Origin of the sequence: Lactobacillus sp. ESL0684 (assembly GCF_029392675.1) — a bacterium.
GTDB lineage: Bacteria > Bacillota > Bacilli > Lactobacillales > Lactobacillaceae > Lactobacillus.
Window position 1 is genome coordinate 267,235 of record NZ_CP113941.1, and the last position, 19,875, is coordinate 287,109.

At 39.9% G+C, this 19,875-nt stretch carries 12 protein-coding genes, 2 rRNA genes and 1 pseudogene; 12 read left to right on the forward strand and 3 right to left on the reverse strand.

All coding sequences use genetic code 11. From position 1 onward, the window contains the following. Positions 1-250: 250 nt before the first annotated feature. From OZX56_RS01260 to OZX56_RS01290, 7 genes and pseudogenes are all read left to right on the forward strand, one after another. A pseudogene (locus tag OZX56_RS01260) lies at positions 251-1,620 on the forward strand (transposase). A 200-nt stretch (positions 1,621-1,820) separates the two neighbouring features. Beyond that, positions 1,821-2,543 (forward strand): phosphotransferase, encoded by a 723-nt coding sequence (locus OZX56_RS01265; RefSeq protein WP_277139894.1) that lies wholly within the window; start codon positions 1,821-1,823, stop codon positions 2,541-2,543. Positions 2,544-2,684: 141 nt separating this feature from the next. Next, positions 2,685-3,602 (forward strand): magnesium transporter CorA family protein, encoded by a 918-nt coding sequence (locus tag OZX56_RS01270; RefSeq protein ID WP_277126992.1) that lies wholly within the window; start codon positions 2,685-2,687, stop codon positions 3,600-3,602. Positions 3,603-3,617: 15 nt separating this feature from the next. Next, the gene (locus tag OZX56_RS01275) at positions 3,618-4,532 is read left to right on the forward strand and encodes a serine hydrolase (protein ID WP_277139895.1); all 915 of its coding nucleotides are present in this window, start codon (positions 3,618-3,620) and stop codon (positions 4,530-4,532) included. 79 nt (positions 4,533-4,611) lie between these two features. Continuing rightward, entirely contained in the window at positions 4,612-5,163 is a 552-nt protein-coding gene (locus tag OZX56_RS01280) for a TetR/AcrR family transcriptional regulator (RefSeq protein WP_277139896.1), read from the forward strand. Between the two features lie 26 nt (positions 5,164-5,189). Beyond that, positions 5,190-8,000 (forward strand): MMPL family transporter, encoded by a 2,811-nt coding sequence (locus tag OZX56_RS01285; RefSeq protein ID WP_277139897.1) that lies wholly within the window; start codon positions 5,190-5,192, stop codon positions 7,998-8,000. Positions 8,001-8,146: 146 nt separating this feature from the next. Next, a complete protein-coding gene (locus OZX56_RS01290) occupies positions 8,147-9,115 on the forward strand; it encodes a zinc ribbon domain-containing protein (protein WP_277139898.1) in 969 nt (322 codons plus the stop codon). A gap of 44 nt (positions 9,116-9,159) precedes the next feature. Here OZX56_RS01290 and OZX56_RS01295 read toward each other — a convergent pair whose 3' ends face one another. From OZX56_RS01295 to OZX56_RS01305, 3 genes are all read right to left on the reverse strand, one after another. Continuing rightward, positions 9,160-10,533, reverse strand: coding sequence for an NAD-dependent succinate-semialdehyde dehydrogenase (locus OZX56_RS01295; RefSeq protein ID WP_277139899.1), 1,374 nt, complete (start codon positions 10,531-10,533; stop codon positions 9,160-9,162). Positions 10,534-10,625: 92 nt separating this feature from the next. Further along, the gene (locus OZX56_RS01300; protein ID WP_277139900.1) at positions 10,626-11,420 is read right to left on the reverse strand and encodes an alpha/beta hydrolase; all 795 of its coding nucleotides are present in this window, start codon (positions 11,418-11,420) and stop codon (positions 10,626-10,628) included. Positions 11,421-11,436: 16 nt separating this feature from the next. After that, positions 11,437-11,871, reverse strand: a complete 435-nt coding sequence (locus OZX56_RS01305) for a cytidine deaminase (RefSeq protein ID WP_277139901.1) — start codon at positions 11,869-11,871, stop codon at positions 11,437-11,439. A 130-nt stretch (positions 11,872-12,001) separates the two neighbouring features. On the opposite strand from OZX56_RS01305, the gene OZX56_RS01310 reads away from it, so the two are divergent. The 5 genes from OZX56_RS01310 (at position 12,002) to OZX56_RS01330 (ending at position 19,860) form a co-directional block, all read left to right on the forward strand. After that, positions 12,002-12,607, forward strand: coding sequence for a TVP38/TMEM64 family protein (locus OZX56_RS01310; RefSeq protein ID WP_277139902.1), 606 nt, complete (start codon positions 12,002-12,004; stop codon positions 12,605-12,607). Next, positions 12,607-13,143, forward strand: coding sequence for a GNAT family N-acetyltransferase (locus OZX56_RS01315; protein ID WP_277139903.1), 537 nt, complete (start codon positions 12,607-12,609; stop codon positions 13,141-13,143). Before OZX56_RS01310 ends, OZX56_RS01315 begins: the two co-directional genes overlap by 1 nt. A 228-nt stretch (positions 13,144-13,371) precedes the next feature. Beyond that, positions 13,372-14,679, forward strand: a complete 1,308-nt coding sequence (gene serS / locus OZX56_RS01320; RefSeq protein WP_277139904.1) for a serine--tRNA ligase — start codon at positions 13,372-13,374, stop codon at positions 14,677-14,679. Between the two features lie 490 nt (positions 14,680-15,169). After that, positions 15,170-16,734 (forward strand): 16S ribosomal RNA (locus OZX56_RS01325). Positions 16,735-16,942: 208 nt separating this feature from the next. After that, positions 16,943-19,860, forward strand: a 23S ribosomal RNA gene (locus tag OZX56_RS01330). The 16S and 23S rRNA genes sit together here, the layout of an rRNA operon. Positions 19,861-19,875: the final 15 nt, after the last annotated feature.

Here is a 19,875-nt window from a genome sequence, read left to right on the forward strand (position 1 = left end):
ATTTGTCGTTTTGAGCTTGAATGGTAAGATAATATAAATATGAAAATTAGCTTAATTTATTCGGTCGATATTTAGATTGATTGGAGCACTATAACATGGATATAAATAATTTATTAACTGAAACTTGAAAGCTAGAAATCACCTCAAAAGAGCGTGATTTCTAGCTTTTTTGCCTAAAAAATAAAAACGCAAGCCCTCTCTGCGTTATACTTTAAATAACCAAAACTAAAGTTACAGGAGTTCTTACGTTATGAACAGTATACCGCAATTCAATCAAGAAAAGGACACTTCTTCCTTAATTTCATCTTTTACAAAATTAATTGGTCTAGCTGACTTAAGTAAACAGGTTAATTTTAAACGTCATTCTTTAGTTAGCCTGCTCATGGTAGTCAAATGGTTAATCCAATCACGTTTTGCCCGTAAATCACTGTATCGTTTTGACCAACCAGCTGAATTTACCTCTAAGACTGGCAGAAATATCCTTAATGATGGCCGCATCAATTGGCAAAAACTGCTTTGCTTAGCTGCTGCCAAACTAATTAAGGTACTTAAACCGGTAATCGACAAGCGTAGAAGACTAGCTTTGATTGTAGATGATACTTTGCTAGCACGTTCCTATTCTAAGAAAGCGGAATTACTTGCCAAAGTTTACGATCATAATGAGCATAAATATGTTAATGGTTATCGTGGCTTGACCGTTGGTTGGAGTGACGGCAATACTTTTTTGCCAGTTAATTTTGCTTTGATGTCCACCAGATAAGAAAACAAATCTGCTTGGCAGTAAAGCCACTACAACCGATAATCGTTCTATTGCAGGCAGAAGAAGAACCCAAGCCCAAAGGCAAATGAATGATGTCACGGTTGAATTGCTTAAGCAAGCTATCAATGAAGGTGTACCAGCAGACTATGTACTGTTTGACAGCTGGTTTGCCTCGCCCAAAATGTTCTGGCAGTTAAAGCAGTTAGGATTAGACAGTGTCTCGATGCTTAAGTTGAGCAAGAAGGTATACTACTGCTATCGTGGTCGCCTTTATGATGTAAAAAGTTTGTATGAACGCTTAGCTGGCTCAAAGCTGAAAGCCAAAGATGACTATCTTTATAGTTGTGTAGTCGAGGCAGAGTATCAAGGACATAGTTTTCCTATCAGATTAGTATATGTTACTAAACGTGGTAATAATAAAGTACTTGGTCTTGGCTACCACCAGATATCAGCTGCAACCTAAAGAAGTCATTCAGCTTTATGGTCGTAGATGGCAGATAAATCACAAATTCAAAGTTAGATAAACCTACTTTAAAGCAGCTAAGCAATACCTAGCTTTAGATAAATCACAAATTCAAAGTTACGATGGTCAGTGCGGATATTTTGCAATTACCGCCTTAACTTATGACTTGCTGGCTTGGCAAGAGAGACAAGCAGTTGATGAGCGAACAATTGGGGATTTATTCTATTTGATGAATGATGCGTTGCCGGATTTGGCGTTTGAAGAAGCATTGGTCTACCTGCTAAGTGCCCTAAAAGCAGTTAAAGAAGAAATAACTACAGAAGTCGAGCGGATAATAAATAATTTTATTAAATTACTGCCAGGATTTATTCAAAAGCAGCTGCAGAGAAGCGTTTAAAATATAATTAAGAACCAAAAAAGCCAGACTCAATAAGGAATCTGGCTAGTTTTACTGCTTTCAAGTTTCAGTTATTAAATAGAAAGTTAAAAGCAGACCTTAAGCAAATAACTCACGAATCTCTAAATTCAACATTTACTGGATACAGTACAGTTTATAATAGGACCATATTTGTTAAAGTGTTTGCTTCGAAACAAAAAATGTATACTGAAAAAAGTGTAAATTTAGAAATAAATAATAGAGTTCTAAAAAGTTTTAAGTTGACCGATATCCAAGATTTATTTGTGCTTGTAATGACAGATATATCTCCGTCTGATGTAGAAGAAAAAATGTCGGAACAGCTGTCATATAAGATGGGACGAGTCTTACGTGATTTTCACAGTAAACTTAAACCTTTTAAGGATATTAGAAAGTCACCAAATACTTTCATTGATATTAAAACAAATATAGATAGTTTAAAGTCTACAGAAGAAAAAGATATATTAAAAAGCCAATTCGATATTATTTTAAAATATAAACCAATTATTCAAAACGATATAGCAAAGCACTCTAATCTTGTTCTTCATGGAGATGTAGGAACTAGAAATTATAAATTTGTCGACAATAAGCTGATGTTAATTGACTATGAACGTGCTAGATTGGGACCAGCTTATCAAGACTTTATTAAACTTTTTTATGAAGATTTTTGTCTTGATAAAAGATTGATAAACTCCTTTATCAATGGATATGGATTTAGAAAGGAACTTAATGTTGGAGTATTAACGCAAATTTATCTTATATTTGATACATCTGTGGGAATATTTAAATATACTGATAAAATTCCGAGTGAGCAATTTAAGGCAATTGGTAAAAAAATGCTTTCTGACGTAATTGACTTTTTAAAAGATATCAATCATATTGAGTCCAGTTGCATACTGATGTAATCTCAAGTTATGGTTCATAATTAAAAACAGACGTAATTGTCTGTTTTTTATTTGTCGTTTTGAGCTTGAATGGTAAGATAATAGAAGTGCGAAAACTAATTTGATTTAGTCAATGGATAACTTATTCAAGGGGTGAAAATGATGATTAAAGAACAAAATTTTCCCATCGAAACTAGATATAGATGGTATGATATCAACAACTTAAGTGAGGCAGATAGTCGAAAACTCCAGGATGAATTTAATTTTACCCCAGACATGATTTCTTATATTTCCGACCGACACGAGCGACCACACTATGATTATGATACTCACACTAAGATTCACTTGCTGGTTTATGATGTGCCGATTTGGCCCAGTAAAAGCATTAAACATTTTACTTCGCATCCAATTACTTTTCTGGTTTCGGGTGAAAACATTTTTACCTTCCATACAGAATCAACTAGCTATGTTTTTGAGGAATTTAATGATCGGTTAATGCGTAATAAGCTTTCCAGGGCAGAGGATGTTACCGAATTGTTAATGAAATTTTTGCTTTCAGCAGCACAATACTTTCAAAGAGCGATTACTCAATTAGATGTTGAACGTAATGGCTTAGATCAAAAATTATCAGACGATATTGACAATCATGACTTAGTTGAGTTATCCAACATTGAAAAAAGTTTGGTTTACCTTTCAAGTTCAATTCAGACTGACTTGATGATGTTGCACAGCTTGAAAATATCAGAATTGGATTTTACCAAATATGCTAGAGAACGCCTTGATGACGTTTTAATCGAATCAAATCAGGCTTCTGAAATGGTGAAAATTTCGCAGCAAGTGACTAAGACTTTGTCAGCGACTTCCAATAATATGATGAATAATAACCTGAATGATACGATGAAGTTCTTGACTGTGTGGTCATTGGTTTTAACAATTCCGACAATTTTAACGGGTTTTTATGGAATGAACGTTAGCTTGCCAGTCGATCACAGTTCAACAGATTGGATAGTGATTACCATATTCGCCATTATTTTAATGGCTTGGTTAATCTTCTTGATGAAGCGACACCATATGTTTTGAGGTGAGACATAAAAGATGAAAAATAAGGTAATCATTGGTTCATTAATAGCGACGCTGTTTGCGTTTATGCTGTATACGGCTAACATTAAGCAGCTGGGTCATGCAAGTTTGCAAGTAATTGATCATAATCGAAGTAGTGTAGTTAAACGTAAAAATAAAAAGTCTAAGGCTGAACCTAAAGTAGCTGGGATGGAGTATCCAAGTGAAGTTAAAGTTAAAAAGGGTAGTCAGGCAGATTGGGCTAAAAAGATTAGTCAGATAATGGGCAAGAATGATAGTTATCAAGTTTGCCTGCAAGATTTGAATTCACCCAAATTTGCACAAGTTGCTAATACGTCTAAGCTACATCAAGCCAAGGTAAGCAGTCGGCTATTTTTATTAGTAACAATTTATTATCAAGAACAACATGGGAATCTTTCTGGGCATAGTGCACTTAAAGTTAAAAAAGCTGATCGCGTTAAGGGGGAAAAAATGCTTAGCGCAGGAATTGCTTATAGTGTTACTTATCTGAAGCAAGCGATGCTTCAAGGTAATCAAACTGCCACTAATGTTTTAATGCGTAAAGTTGGCTCTAAGATTGCGCCAGTAATTAAGCAGATGGGAGCAACTGATACGAGTATTAAGCACACCACAACACAACTTAGCTCTCAGACAACTGCAACGGATTTAGCTCGTATTATGGTTGATCTTTATCAAGATAAAACCCTTGACCGACAACATGCCAATTTGGCTCTAGGATCGCTTAATTCGACTAAGCATAAGCCTAAACTGGCTTCTGGAGTTAATGGCACGGTGTATGCAATTGGTGATAAGAAGGCGGCCGTAATTTTAGTACAAAGTGGTGGTCATACTTATTGTCTTAGTGTTTGGAGTGATAGCGCTCGCAAACTGACACGTTTGAGCAAGACCGTCGCTGACTTCTTTAATTAAATATAATTTACAAAGTGTAAATTGTTTTCTTCTAATTGTAGTGCTATATTATTCAGGTACTAAAAGGAGCTGATTAATATTGGTCAAAAAGCGGGACTTAAACTTAGACAAGTTGATTGCTAAAGCAACTGAACTGATTAATCAACACGGGTTAGCGGCGCTAACTTTGCCAAGTCTTGCTAAAGAGTTAGGAGTTAAGTCGCAGTCGTTGTATCATTATGTTTCGGGACGCAAGCAATTATTATCTTTGGTTGGTGCAAGTCGAATTAAGTTGTTGAGCCAAAAATTAATTGAAAACCTACTAGGTTTTTCTGGTGTTGAGGCACTGCTTAAATTTGCGGATATTGTGCGTAACTTTATCTTGACCGATCAAGCATTACTCAGTATCCTGTATCATTTAAATGAATATCAGCAAGACGACGCAATTAATCAAGAAATTCTTAAGATAATTGAGTTAGCTGAGAAGTTGAATATTCGTGGTGATAGTAAAGTTTCGCTCCACGCACTAATTGGTGCAGTTTTAGGCTATGTTTTTTTGGATGTGTCTGCATCTTTTACTAAGGAGAGCGCAGCCGAAGCTGATCGTGGTTATCATGAGTTAATTTTACAGTTAGTTCAATCGCAAGCATAATTGCGGATATAGAAAGGAAAAGTAGATTGCAAAAACTAGTAAAGAATCATGTTTTTTCGCTAATTGCATGGATTTTGATTTTGGTGGTTTCGCTAATAGCCTTACCTAATATTACGGGGTTAACACGGCAACATTCTGGAGTTTCGTTACCCCAAGATGTTCAAAGTGAGGTAGCTCAATCAATTCAAACAGATTGGGGTCCAAAACAAAAAAACACCTACCAGATTGCTGTCGTATTTAATAAGCAAAAAGGTAAATTGACGCAAGCCGATAAGCAGGCGATCAATCATACTGTTGCTAATTTACAAGAACATCAGTCGGAGTATGGAATTAAGCAGGTGTTAGCACCTGATGAAAATATTGCTACCAAGAAACGATTACAATCTAAGGATAATACTACTTGGGTAATGCAACTTAATGTGGCTAAAAAGCATGCGGCAATTAATGAAGTCGAAGAGCAATTAACTAATGCTGTCAAAACTACTGGAGTTAGCACGTATGTCACTGGAGCGGACGTTTTACAGAATGCTTTTTCTGATTCAATTCAAGAAGGGATCAAAAAGACTGAGCTAATCACAGTAATTTTTATTTTTATTGTTTTGGTTTTAGTCTTTAAATCACCAATTGTACCGTTGGTTTCATTATTAACTGTTGGGGTAGCATTTATTACCTCGTTTTCTCTTGTAACTAACCTAGTTGAACACAATAATTTTCCATTTTCTAACTTTACCCAAGTCTTCATGATTATTGTCTTATTTGGGATAGGTACAGATTATAATATCTTGCTATTTGACAAATTTAAGGAAAATCTGGGTAAGGGTCAAACTCGTTATCAGGCAATGAAAGATGCACTCAAAGTTGCTGGGAAAACAATCCTATTTTCAGGTTCGACAATTTTAATTGGTTTTGCTGCTTTAGGATTAGCAAAATTTTCGATTTACCAATCAGCAGTAGGAGTGGCAGTGGGAGTAGCAGTATTGTTATTAGTATTGCTAACTTTGAATCCATTCTTCATGGCAGTTTTAGGTGACAAGCTGTTCTGGCCAGTTAAAGAAATTCCTAAAGAACATGAAAATAAGATGTGGCATGGAATTGCTAAAAGTTCTTTAGCGCATCCTATAATTTATTTGCTGATTTTGGCAGTAGTAGTGACACCTTTTGCTCTATTATATTCGGGTCATTTAAATTATGATGATACAGCTGAAATTAGTAATGATAATCCTGCTAAAGCAGGGATGTTAGTTGTTAAAAAGCATTTCCCAGCTGGAATGGCAGAGCCATCAACTTTATATATTAAGAGTAATCATCGTTTAGATAATGAAGCTGATTTAAAGATAATCGATCAGCTAACTAGACAATTGCAGGCTTCTAAAGGAGTGGCGTTTGCAACTTCAGTTACCCAACCTTATGGTGAAAACATTCAGCAATTGTATGTCAATAACCAATTAAATACAGTCAATAATGGTGTAGATGATGCTCGAACTGGTTTAGGTAAAGTAAGCAAGTCTAGTCAAAAGTTAGCCACTGGTGCTAATCAACTGCAGACTGGAACTAATCAACTGCAGAGTGGTACTAGTTCACTGCAAGCAGGTGCAACTGAATTGCAGAATAGCAGTCAGCAGCTTACAAGTGGACTGAACCAGCTTAATTCACAATTGACCAATAGCTCACAAGGCTCGAATACTCAAGCTGAGGTGTATCGTAAAAGTTTATCTAGAAACTTATCTAGTGTACCTGGCCTAACTAAGCAGCAGAAAGCAGCAGTTATGCAAGCTGCAAGTGCAGCTTTAAATGAATCGATGGCTGGTAATGCGAATGGATCGTTACAGTCAAGTGTCGGTAGTCTTGCTGCAGCGGCTAATCAGGTAAGTTCTGGAGCAGCTAATTTAGCAGGTAGTGTTGGTCAACTCAACTCTAGTACCGGACAATTAAGTACCGGGGCAGGACAATTGGCTACCGGTGTACCGAAAATTACTACTGGAGTTGATGAGGTCAATAGCGGATTAGGGCAAGGAGCAGCCTATTTAACTGGACTGGCTAGTTCTAGTGCGGCTGATACTTTTTACATTCCACAAGAATATCTCAAAACAGATATGTTCCAGAATTCGATCAAAGTATATCTTAGCCCTAATAAGAAGTCGGCAATGCTCATGGTAGTGCTTAATTCAGATCCAAGTGCTGATCGCGCGGTTAGCAGAGTACAAGACTTAAGCTTGATGGCGCAGAAATCCTTGCAAGGAACACGTCTTGATAAGGCGACAGTTGCCATGGGCGGTGAAAGTGCTAAAATTGCTGATACTAAGCGAATAGCCAGTGATGATTTCGTTAAGACTGCTGCAATTATGCTGGTGGGAATTGGTATTGCCTTAATTTTTGTTACTAAATCATTATTGCAGCCAGTATATATTTTAGGAACATTATTATTAGCTTACTTCTGTTCATTATCAATTACAGAATGGCTGGTTAAAGCAATTTTAGGCAATAATACCTTAACTTGGAATACACCGTTTTTCAGCTTTATTATGCTGATTGCCTTAGGTGTTGATTACAGTATCTTTTTAATGACACGATATCGCAGTCTAGATCATGGCAAATTAAGCGAACGTATCTTAAAGGCTTGCGGAGTGATTGGGACTGTTGTGGTTTCTGCAGCAATTATTTTGGGTGGAACCTTTGCGGCACTAATTCCTTCAGGTGTACCAACATTAATCGAAGTTGCGTTAGCAGTAATCATTGGCTTGATTATCTTAGTCTTTATCTTACCGTTAATTTTGCCAGCGGCTATTAAGCTGACGTATGAACCAACTTTTAGAAAAAAGAGTCGAAAAAATAAATAATTAAAGAAAAGGGATTACTGATTTATGTAATAGTAAATTGGTAATCTTTTTAGTTAGAATTATAATTTCAACTTGTAAAACTATGGTTTTGCTTTATCATTAACTTAAAACGGCACTGACATATAAAGATTAAGGAGTTTTAAGCTATGACTACTTGTCCCAATTGTGGTAGGCAAATCACAGATGATGTTGAAATTTGTCCTAATTGTCATTTTAATGTGCAAAAATATCGTGATACATTTTTCTCAGATCAATATGAACAGGAAAAATATGAAGATGAGCATGCAGGAGCGAAAATTGCTAGTCGGAAGATTTATCGGCAAGAATTCTACCCTGAAAAACAAAACTCAACTGTAAAGAAGATGCTTCTTTGGATTCATAAAAATAGTATGATTGTATTCTTAGTTGGAATAATGTTGTTGATTGTCATGAGCTTTTCTCGTGGTCTTGGCTGGCTGTGTTTTTGTTTGCTGCTGCTTGCACTATTCTGGGTTTGTGCTAGACAAGATCGAATTGAACGTTATACAGTTGATGAGCGGTTAACGCAGAAAGCCAATCAACTTGGTTCGAATTTTTTTAATAAAATTGAGGATGGTAGACAAAAGCGTCACCCTAAATCGGAACAATCTGATTCAGATATAGTTAAACAACCGGTCAATTATGTTCAGCTTTCAATTATTTTAACGGCATTGATTAGTTTAGTAGTTCTATTCACGTCAGGTTCAGTGGATAAAGTTTCGTTGACGAAAGTCTTTATGGGACTAGTAGGTCGAATGTTTGAAAATAGTACAACGGTTTATATTGGGATCCAGTTGTGTTTAATCTGGGTTTTGTTAATTATTTTTCCTTTGATAATTATGCGTAATACGCTAAGAAATACGAAAAAAGCTCAATGGTTAGCATTTGCGCTTTCATTAATTGAATCTGTATTTTTGCTTTATTTGCTTTTCCGCTTATCAACTGATGCTAGAGCTAATGTTGGGTTGCTTAATCACGTTACAAGTCAGCTGATTGTTTATGTAGTGTCATTTAGAACTTCGATCTATTTCTTAATATTTGCTAGTGTAATGACGACCGGACTTACTTGCTATAATTTAATTAAAAAGCGACAATAAAAAATACTGGACTTGCAAGTCCAGTATTTTTAGTTACATATTTTTTACTGCTTTAAGTCGATGACTAAGTGTTCATTAACAAAAGCCATCATTCCCAATTCACTTAGTTCGCGACCATAACCTGACTTTTTAACACCACCAAATGGCAATTCACCAGAGGAAATCCAGGTGCCATTAATCACGGTCATTCCAGTCTCGATTTGTGCAGCTAATTCTTGAGCGTGTGCGATATCGCTACTGATAATTGATGAGCCTAACCCATAGCTAGAGTTATTTGCTAAGGCAATTGCTTCGTCCTCATCTTCAACTTGGTAGACCATAGCGACAGGACCGAATAATTCTTCATCAAAAATTGGATTATTTTGGTCAATGTCAGTTAGAATAATCGGCCTAAAGAAAGCACCATCACTATCAATTTCAGGATATTGATAGAACACTTTGGCACCAGCTGCAACTGCTCGCTCAACTTGTTTAGTTAATTTTTCTTTAGCATCTTGTGAGTTAAGCGGTGCTAAAGTAGTTTCTGGATCGAGCGGATCGCCAGTTTTTAGATTAGCAAATGCGGATTTAAGCTCATGTAAGACTTCTTCGTAGCGAGATTTAACGGTAATAATTCGTTTAGAAGAAGTACATACTTGTCCTGCATTGTAAGTTCTTGCTGCATGCAAGGTTGTTTGTAAAACTTGCTTGTCAGCATCTGCCAAAACGATAAATGGATCATTGCCACCTAATTCCATAGTTGACTTTTTCAGATTTTTACCGGCATTTTCAGCAACGGAAGCCCCGCCACGCTCAGAGCCAGTCAAAGCCACTCCTTGAACGCGTGGATCGGCGATAATATCGTCTAATTGGTCATAATTTGGATAAAGGTTGATTAGACTCCCTTCAGGAGCTCCAGCTTGCTTAATAAGTTTGGCGGTTAAAGCTGCTGAACCTGGTACGTTGTGAGCGTGCTTGAGTAATACTGGATTGCCCACGATGAAGTTAGGAGCAAAGACTCTAATCACTTGATAAAGAGGAAAATTCCATGGCTCACAAGCGATAATTACGCCAGTTGCTTGCTTGAGATAATAAGCATTACCCAAGGCAGAATCGATTTTTTGCGGCTTTAACATTTTTAACCCATTATTAGCATAGTATTCACAGATTTGAACACAGAGTTCAACCTCACCCTTAGCTTCACCGATTAGTTTGCCCATTTCACGGGTCATTATTTCGGCTAGCTCGGATTCATGTTCATGCAAGGTCTTAGCGATTTGGTGTAAAATCTCAACCCGACTCTGGGGTTGTTCGTGCTGCCACTTATGGTACAGTGCATTTGCCAAATTGATTGCTTCGTCAATTTGGCTATTGGTTGAATATGAATAGTTTGCAAAAGTTTCATTAGTGTACGGATTAATTGATTGATATTTTGCCATCTTGTACCTCATTAAAAATCATGTTAATTTTAGATTACTAAACATATTATAAAACGCTATCAAAATTAACTTTAGTAATTAGCTCAAGTTTACTAATTATTAAGTTTTTGTAGGCTGTGAGTTAAGTATGATAGGGAAGCACTCAGGTATTGACTTGCATAGGCCATAGCGTGTTTATCTCCGGGAATTATTTGTAAGGTTACGCCATGATTTTGGCTAGCTAGACTATCAATAAAGTCAAGTACGTCTGTAAGTGGGGTTAATTCGGCAGCTGAGTTAAACATTAGTAGGTCAGCTAAGTTTTGATAATTATAGGACTTAGCGTCTAGCTTAGTGAGCTTTTGCCAATCATTGCTGCCGGCATAAGTTAAGGTGAAATATTTATAGAAGCAATTATTAATTTCTGACTGGTCAGTTAAACCGAGTTCATTCTTGGCGTCAAGTGCTGGTTTTGTACTATTGTGATTTTTTAGCCAATCTGAAAAGTTAACTGGTGCTGACCAAGTTACGGTTGGAAAACCGAACATACCAGCAAGTTGCAAGGCTAAGGTGCCACCGCTACTGGCACCTATTTGAGCAATGCTCAGGGTTTCTTGACTAATATATTTTGATTTTAGCAGCCAGTTAGCAAAATTAATGGCATCGTGGTGAGCAGCTGGAAAAGTGTTTTTAGGTGCGAGTCGATAATTAGGGACAAAGGTGGTAAAGCCTTGTGCAACTATGGCAGTAGTTAAGTTTTTAACGTCTTGTTTATCCCCGCGAATCCAACCGCCACCATGCCAAAAGATCAGGGCTTTATGGGCAATAGTTGTGTCACTAGGGCTGTAAATATCACACGTTAACTGGTTTGCTTCATCATAAACAACATTATTTTCAACTTTGATCATAGACTTTAGTTCCTTACTATTTTTGTTTAGCAGACTGGTATCGTTCATTGCCCCACCAATTAGGCATTAGTTCATTAAGGGTGATTGTTTGGCGTTTTTGGTAGTCGACCATAAATTCTAAATTGCGATTTCGTTCATCCAATTGCATTAAATATTCGCGGCACGCTCCACAAGGCATGCCAGACCCACTGCCCGAAGGAGCTTGATCGCGAAAGGCAATGATTCGTTTAATTTGAGTTTGTCCGCTGTTAACATACATATTTAATGCGGCAACTCGCTCAGCGCAAAGATCAAGTACACCACTGCAGCTTTCTACACAAAAACCAACAAAAATTTGACCGTCTGCAGCTTCAAGCGCACTGACGACATTATGTGCATAAATAAAGGGAGTAACGTCTTGCGGGTGGTATTCAACTTTGGCTGCTTGATATAATTTTTGCCAAATATCCATTTTATATCCTCCGGATAATTACTAATTAATATTCTTAAATTATGGTAATTATTATCCTTAATGTGCTAAAAAGCAATTATATCAAGGTGATTTTTGGTAGAATAAAATTTAAAAGTCAGGGAGGTTTTTTATGCAGCTGTCACCTAAAGCCAGTCGCCGTTTGATTAACATCTTAACTATTGTTAGCGGAATCATTATTGTTCTTTTATGCATTTACTGGTATAAGCTAGGAATTTTTACTAATCAAGCAAAGATGCGTGCATATTTAGCAGATAAAAGGATTATTGGTCCTGTAATTTTTGTGTTAATTCAAATTGTTCAAGTAGTGTTTCCGATTATTCCTGGAGGTGTTTCCCTACTTGGAGGAGTTGTGTTTTTTGGACCAATTGCGGGATTTATTTATAACTACATTGGCGTTTGCATTGGCTCAATTATTGATTTCTTTTTGGCGCGTTATTATGGTCGACCATTTATTTTGCATATTGTTTCTGAAAAGACCCTTGAAAAATACATGAAATGGACTAAAGACCAGCATAAATTTAACTGGTTCTTCGGTATTTGTATTGTAGCGCCGATGGCACCAGATGATGTTTTATGTTTACTAGCCGGATTAACCGAGATGAAATTTTCAACGTACTTTTGGATTATTATTTTGGGTAAACCGTGGACGATTGCGGCATATAGCTTTGCCTTAATGTTTGGCATGGACTGGCTGCTAAAGTTAGTAGGCAAGTGATGGCAGACATATGTTTGCGGCAATTTGCTGATACGGATGCAGCAACTCTGCTTAAGTGGGGGCAAGATGATCATTATCGCAAGACAGCAGGTTTTGCTCACTATGCCAGTTTGTTTGAAGCCAAAACTGCGATTAAGCAGTATCAACAGCGAGATAATAGTTATGCGGTATGTTTGCAGACAGATGATCAGTTGATTGGAATAGTTGAGTTGTATTCACGCGGTGAATCTGGTGATTTGGCTAAGACTAAAGAAGTTGGCTTTTTATTAGATAGAGATTACGAAGGGCATGGTTATATGACTCAGGCTCTGCGGGTATTATTTAATTATTTTTTTAAAGAGTTAGCTCAAACTCAAATCTGGGCTGGTACGTTTAACAGCAACTTACGTGCGCAAAAGTTGCTAAAAAAGTTAGGCTTTAAGTATATTTATGCTGCCAGTCAGCCAACTGATAAAAATTATTTTACTAATCAAGTGAAATATTATTTGCTTGAAAGAGCGCAATGGCTTAAAATAAGTAAAAACACGGAGTCCTAAGACTATATACAGAGAATTCGCGGGTGGTGTGAGCGAATAGACGTCGTTTCCAGACTTCAATTGTGGGCAACTAATCATTGCACGGTTTGCGGCACCGTTATCGCCCAAGCTAATTGAGTGCAGTTGTGGTAATGACAACTGAAACTGGGTGGTACCGCGAAGCGATGCAAGAGCCAATTCGTCCCAAGATTTAGGGATGAGTTGGCTCTTTTTTTGTGGAGGTTAAAAATGTTAGATATTAAGGTAATTCGAGATAATCCGGATTGGGCTAAGAAGAAGCTAGCTACGCGTAGTATTAAGCCTGAACAAATTGATGAATTAATTGGCATCGATGCTGATCGGCGCCAGAGTTTGAATGAAAGTGAGCAGTTAAAGGCTAAACGTAACACTGTTTCTCAAAAAATTGCTCAAGCTAAACGCAATCAAGAGGATGCCTCTGCGGCGATTGCAGAGATGCGTGAAACTGGCAGCCAAATTAAAGAGTTAGACGCTAAAGTTAATGAATTAACTACAAGGCAGAATGATATATTGCTACGTCTACCAAACTTTCCTGATGATTCTGCACCAGTTGGTCCTGATGAAGATTATAATGAGGAAGTTCGTAAATGGCATGAACCGACTAAATTGACTTTTACACCAAAAGCACATTGGGATATCGGAACTGATTTAGATATTTTAGACTGGGATCGTGGAGCAAAAGTTTCTGGTGCACGCTTTGTCTACTATAAAGGTGCCGGTGCATTATTAGAGCGTGCAGTTTTTAACTTCTTTTTGGATGAAAATACCAAAGCTGGTTATACAGAAGTTATTCCTCCATATTTAGTTAATAAAGAATCAATGCAGGGAACTGGACAATTTCCGAAATTCACTGAAGACGTCTATACGATTGTTGATAATGATGATCCCGAAAAGGAATTAGAGCTGACATTAATTCCAACAGCAGAAGTACCATTGGTTAATTATTTCCGTGATGAAATTATCCATGAAGATCGTTTGCCAATTAATGTAACTGCCCTTTCTCCAGCTTTTAGAAGTGAGGCTGGTTCGGCTGGGCGTGATACGCGTGGTTTAATTAGAATGCATGAGTTTCGTAAAGTAGAAATGGTTAAGGTATGTAAGCCTGAGGATTCATGGGAAGAGTTAGATAAATTGACCCATAATGCAGAAAGCTTGCTCCAAAAACTAGATTTACCGTATCACGTTGTTGCACTAGCGACTGGGGATGCTAGTTTTACTAGTGCTAAAACTTATGATTTAGAGGTCTGGATGCCTCAACAAGAAAAGTATCGGGAGATTTCTAGCTGTTCGAACTGTACAGATTTCCAAGCACGGCGTGCGCAAATTCGTTACCGCGCGGAAGATGGTAAGCTGTATTTAGCACATACACTTAACGGTTCTGGACTAGCGGTTGGCCGGACAGTTGCAGCTATTTTAGAAAATTACCAAAATGAAGATGGTACAGTAACTGTACCGGAAGTTTTAGTCCCATATATGAATGGCATGAAAAAAATTGTTAAGCAACCAAGCTTGATATAAAGCTAAAAGAGATCTTTTATGATCTCTTTTTTTATTTTTTTAGAAAAAGTTTTGAATAAAATTTTATACTGAAAGCACTTAATACCGAATAATAACATCAACAAAATTGTTTTTAATCAAAGATATCCGTTTTAAAAAGGATTAATCGCAACTTTTTAAGTTAATAATTAGCCTAATTAGCGAACAAATAGTCAAACTTGACGAAGAAAGCAAAAGAGGGTAAAGTATTACTTGCGCTTGAGAGAGCTGGTTAGCTTAATCAGGTTAGCGAGAAATAAAGAGCAGAAAGTTATTGACAAGATCAAAACGGTCTGCTAGAATAGAAAAGCGCTGCTATAAGCAGCAGGTAGTACTTTGAAAACTGAACAATGTTTTCGCAAAAGTGTGCGGGTGTAAAAGCCCAAAACAAGAGCGAAGTCAATTTCGCAAGCAAATAAATCCGAGATGCAAATCTTGGAGAACGAATGAGCAAACATTCAAACAAACAGATAAAAATGAGAGTTTGATCCTGGCTCAGGACGAACGCTGGCGGCGTGCCTAATACATGCAAGTCGAGCGAGCAATTTTAACAGAATACCTTCGGGTAGGAAGCTAAGAGCGCGAGCGGCGGATGGGTGAGTAACACGTGGGTAACCTACCCTATAGATTGGGATACCACTTGGAAACAGGTGCTAATACCAAATAAGAAGTAAGATCGCATGATCAAGCTATAAAAGGCGGCTTTCGAGCTGTCGCTAAAGGATGGACCCGCGGTGCATTAGCTAGTTGGTAGGGTAAAGGCCTACCAAGGCAATGATGCATAGCCGAGTTGAGAGACTGAACGGCCACATTGGGACTGAGACACGGCCCAAACTCCTACGGGAGGCAGCAGTAGGAATCTTCCACAATGGACGCAAGTCTGATGGAGCAACGCCGCGTGAGTGAAGAAGGTTTTCGGATCGTAAAGCTCTGTTGTTGGTGAAGAAGGATGTATAGAGTAACTGCTATATATTTGACGGTAATCAACCAGAAAGTCACGGCTAACTACGTGCCAGCAGCCGCGGTAATACGTAGGTGGCAAGCGTTGTCCGGATTTATTGGGCGTAAAGCGAACGCAGGCGGGAAGACAAGTCAGATGTGCAAGCCCTCAGCTTAACTGAGGAATTGCATCTGAAACTGTATTTCTTGAGTGCAGAAGAGGAGAGTGGAACTCCATGTGTAGCGGTGGAATGCGTAGATATATGGAAGAACACCAGTGGCGAAGGCGGCTCTCTGGTCTGTAACTGACGCTGAGGTTCGAAAGCATGGGTAGCGAACAGGATTAGATACCCTGGTAGTCCATGCCGTAAACGATGAGTGCTAAGTGTTGGGAGGTTTCCGCCTCTCAGTGCTGCAGCTAACGCATTAAGCACTCCGCCTGGGGAGTACGACCGCAAGGTTAAAACTCAAAGGAATTGACGGGGGCCCGCACAAGCGGTGGAGCATGTGGTTTAATTCGAAGCAACGCGAAGAACCTTACCAGGTCTTGACATCTAGTGCAAATCATAGAGATATGATGTTCTCTTCGGAGACACTAAGACAGGTGGTGCATGGCTGTCGTCAGCTCGTGTCGTGAGATGTTGGGTTAAGTCCCGCAACGAGCGCAACCCTTATTATTAGTTGCCAGCATTAAGTTGGGCACTCTAATGAGACTGCCGGTGACAAACCGGAGGAAGGTGGGGACGACGTCAAGTCATCATGCCCCTTATGACCTGGGCTACACACGTGCTACAATGGTTAGTACAACGAGGAGCGAACCTGTGAAGGCAAGCGAATCTCTTAAAGCTAATCTCAGTTCGGATTGCACTCTGCAACTCGAGTGCATGAAGCTGGAATCGCTAGTAATCGCGGATCAGCATGCCGCGGTGAATACGTTCCCGGGCCTTGTACACACCGCCCGTCACACCATGAGAGTCTGTAATACCCAAAGCCGGTAGGATAACCGTAAGGAGTCAGCCGTCTAAGGTAGGACAGATGATTAGGGTGAAGTCGTAACAAGGTAGCCGTAGGAGAACCTGCGGCTGGATCACCTCCTTTCTAAGGAAGAGCGAATAGGTGGAGAGTAGGAATACTAAAAGAAGCCTAGGAGCAAGGAAGCACACAGAAGCGAAGACATTGTTTAGTTTTGAGGGTAGTACCTCAAGTTAGGACATTGAAAACTGAATATAATCTAGAAAAAACCGAGAAACAATCAAAGAGAAAAACAGATTGCACGAGCGACCGAGAGAGAAGATCTTATAGGTAAGGTCAAGAAAAAGAAAGGGCGCACGGTGAATGCCTAGGCACAAGAAGGCGAAGAAGGACGCGACAAACAGCGAAATGCTTCGGGGAGCGGTAAGTACGCAGAGATCCGGAGATATCCGAATGGGGGAACCCAATACAAGAAATTGTATTACTTATTAGTGAATACATAGCTAATAAGGGTAAGACGCAGTGAACTGAAACATCTAAGTAGCTGCAGGAAGAGAAAGAAAAATCGATTTCCATAGTAGCGGCGAGCGAAACGGAAAGAGCCCAAACCAGATGATTTATCATTTGGGGTAGTAGGACTGCAATAAAGGTAGTGTAAGAGATAGCAGAATTATCTGGGAAGATAAGCCAGAGAGGGTGAGAGCCCCGTAAGCGAAATTTCAAGCACGCTGAGCAGTATCCTGAGTAGGTCGGAACACGAGGAATTCCGATTGAAGCAGCGAGGACCATCTCGTAAGGCTAAATACTCACTTGTGACCGATAGTGAACCAGTACCGTGAGGGAAAGGTGAAAAGAACCCCGGGAGGGGAGTGAAAGAGAACCTGAAACCGTGTGCTTACAAGTAGTCAGAGCCCGTTAAAGGGTGATGGCGTGCCTTTTGTAGAATGAACCGGCGAGTTACGTTAAATAGCAAGGTTAAGTCATAAAAGGACGGAGCCGTAGCGAAAGCGAGTCTGAAAAGGGCGCAGTAGTTATTTGATGTAGACCCGAAACCAAGTGACCTACCCATGACCAGGTTGAAGGTGCGGTAAAACGCACTGGAGGACCGAACCCACGTAAGTTAAAAATTGCGGGGATGAGTTGTGGGTAGCGGTGAAATTCCAAACGAACTTGGAGATAGCTGGTTCTCTCCGAAATAGCTTTAGGGCTAGCCTGGTGCGAGAAAAGATAATGGAGGTAGAGCTCTGTTTGGACGAAGGGCCCGTCAAGGGTTACTGAATTCAGATAAACTGCGAATACCAGATATCTGCGCACTGGAGTCAGACTGCGAGTGATAAGATCCGTATCGAAAGGGAAACAGCCCAGATCACCAGTTAAGGTCCCAAAATCTATGCTAAGTGGAAAAGGATGTGGAGTTGCGTAGACAACTAGGATGTTGGCTTAGAAGCAGCCATCATTAAAAGAGTGCGTAATAGCTCACTAGTCGAGTGACGCTGCGCCGAAAATTTACCGGGGCTAAGCATAGTACCGAAACTGTGGATGCATTATGAAAGTAATGCGTGGTAGGAGAGCGTTCTAAGAGCGGAGAAGCTTAATCGAGAGGATAAGTGGAGCGCTTAGAAGTGAGAATGCCGGTATGAGTAGCGCAAGATAGGTGAGAATCCTATCCGCCGAAAGACTAAGGTTTCCTGGGGCAGGCTCGTCCGCCCAGGGTAAGTCGGGACCTAAGGTAAGGCCGAAAGGCGTAGCCGATGGACAACAGGTAGAGATTCCTGTACTGCATTAGATCGTTAATAACGATGGAGGGACGCAGAAGGTGAAGCACGCATGGCGCTGGAAGCCATGTTCAAGCGTTAAGTGAGAGAGTGAGTCAAATGCTTACTTTCGATAATCACAAGACGTGATGAGGAGCGAAATAAAAGTAGCGAAGGTGAAGTAGTCACACTGCCAAGAAAAGCTTCTAGTGAGAGCTAATGTACCCGTACCGCAAACCGACACAGGTAGTCGAGTGGAGAACACTAAGGTGAGCGAGAGAACTCTCGTTAAGGAACTCGGCAAAATAGCCCCGTAACTTCGGAAGAAGGGGTGCTGGTGTAAGAACCAGCCGCAGTGAATAGGCCCAAACAACTGTTTATCAAAAACACAGGTATCTGCAAAGTCGTAAGACGACGTATAGGTGCTGACACCTGCCCGGTGCTGGAAGGTTAAGGAGAGAGCTTAGCGCAAGCGAAGGTTCGAACTGAAGCCCCAGTAAACGGCGGCCGTAACTATAACGGTCCTAAGGTAGCGAAATTCCTTGTCGGGTAAGTTCCGACCTGCACGAAAGGTGAAATGATTTGGGCACTGTCTCAACGAGAGACTCGGTGAAATTATAATACCCGTGAAGATGCGGGTTACCCGCGACAGGACGGAAAGACCCCATGGAGCTTTACTGCAATTTGATATTGGGTAGCTGTTAAACATGTACAGGATAGGTAGGAGCCAGAGAAGATAGTACGCTAGTATTATCAGAGGCAATGTTGGGATACTACCCTTGTTTGATGGCTACTCTAACTAGGATCTCTAAGCGAGATTTAGGACAGTGTCAGACGGGCAGTTTGACTGGGGCGGTCGCCTCCTAAAGAGTAACGGAGGCGCCCAAAGGTTCCCTCAGAATGGTTGGAAATCATTCATAGAGTGTAAAGGTAAAAGGGAGCTTGACTGCGAGAGAGACAACTCGAGCAGGGACGAAAGTCGGGCTTAGTGATCTGGTGGTACCGCATGGAAGGGCCATCACTCAACGGATAAAAGCTACCCTGGGGATAACAGGCTTATCTCCCCCAAGAGTTCACATCGACGGGGAGGTTTGGCACCTCGATGTCGGCTCGTCGCATCCTGGGGCTGTAGTAGGTCCCAAGGGTTGGGCTGTTCGCCCATTAAAGCGGCACGCGAGCTGGGTTCAGAACGTCGTGAGACAGTTCGGTCCCTATCCGTCGTGGGCGTAGGAAATTTGAGAGGAGCTGTCCTTAGTACGAGAGGACCGGGATGGACATACCGCTGGTGTACCAGTTGTCTTGCCAAAGGCATAGCTGGGTAGCTAAGTATGGCAGGGATAAGCGCTGAAAGCATCTAAGTGCGAAGCCCCCCTCAAGATGAGATTTCCCATACGTAAAGTAGTAAGACACCTCAAAGACGATGAGGTAGATAGGCTAGGAGTGGAAGAGTAGTGATACTTGGAGCGGACTAGTACTAATCAGTCGAGGACTTGACCAAAAGCGAGTGCAATTT

Coding starts and splice junctions, on each gene's coding strand:
- OZX56_RS01265 (WP_277139894.1), top strand. CDS start 1,821: ATGTATACTGAAAAAAGTGTAAATTTAGAAATAAATAATAGAGTTCTA.
- OZX56_RS01270 (WP_277126992.1), top strand. CDS start 2,685: ATGATTAAAGAACAAAATTTTCCCATCGAAACTAGATATAGATGGTAT.
- OZX56_RS01275 (WP_277139895.1), top strand. CDS start 3,618: ATGAAAAATAAGGTAATCATTGGTTCATTAATAGCGACGCTGTTTGCG.
- OZX56_RS01290 (WP_277139898.1), top strand. CDS start 8,147: ATGACTACTTGTCCCAATTGTGGTAGGCAAATCACAGATGATGTTGAA.
- OZX56_RS01295 (WP_277139899.1), bottom strand. CDS start 10,533: ATGGCAAAATATCAATCAATTAATCCGTACACTAATGAAACTTTTGCA.
- OZX56_RS01300 (WP_277139900.1), bottom strand. CDS start 11,420: ATGATCAAAGTTGAAAATAATGTTGTTTATGATGAAGCAAACCAGTTA.
- OZX56_RS01305 (WP_277139901.1), bottom strand. CDS start 11,871: ATGGATATTTGGCAAAAATTATATCAAGCAGCCAAAGTTGAATACCAC.
- OZX56_RS01310 (WP_277139902.1), top strand. CDS start 12,002: ATGCAGCTGTCACCTAAAGCCAGTCGCCGTTTGATTAACATCTTAACT.
- OZX56_RS01315 (WP_277139903.1), top strand. CDS start 12,607: ATGGCAGACATATGTTTGCGGCAATTTGCTGATACGGATGCAGCAACT.
- serS (WP_277139904.1), top strand. CDS start 13,372: ATGTTAGATATTAAGGTAATTCGAGATAATCCGGATTGGGCTAAGAAG.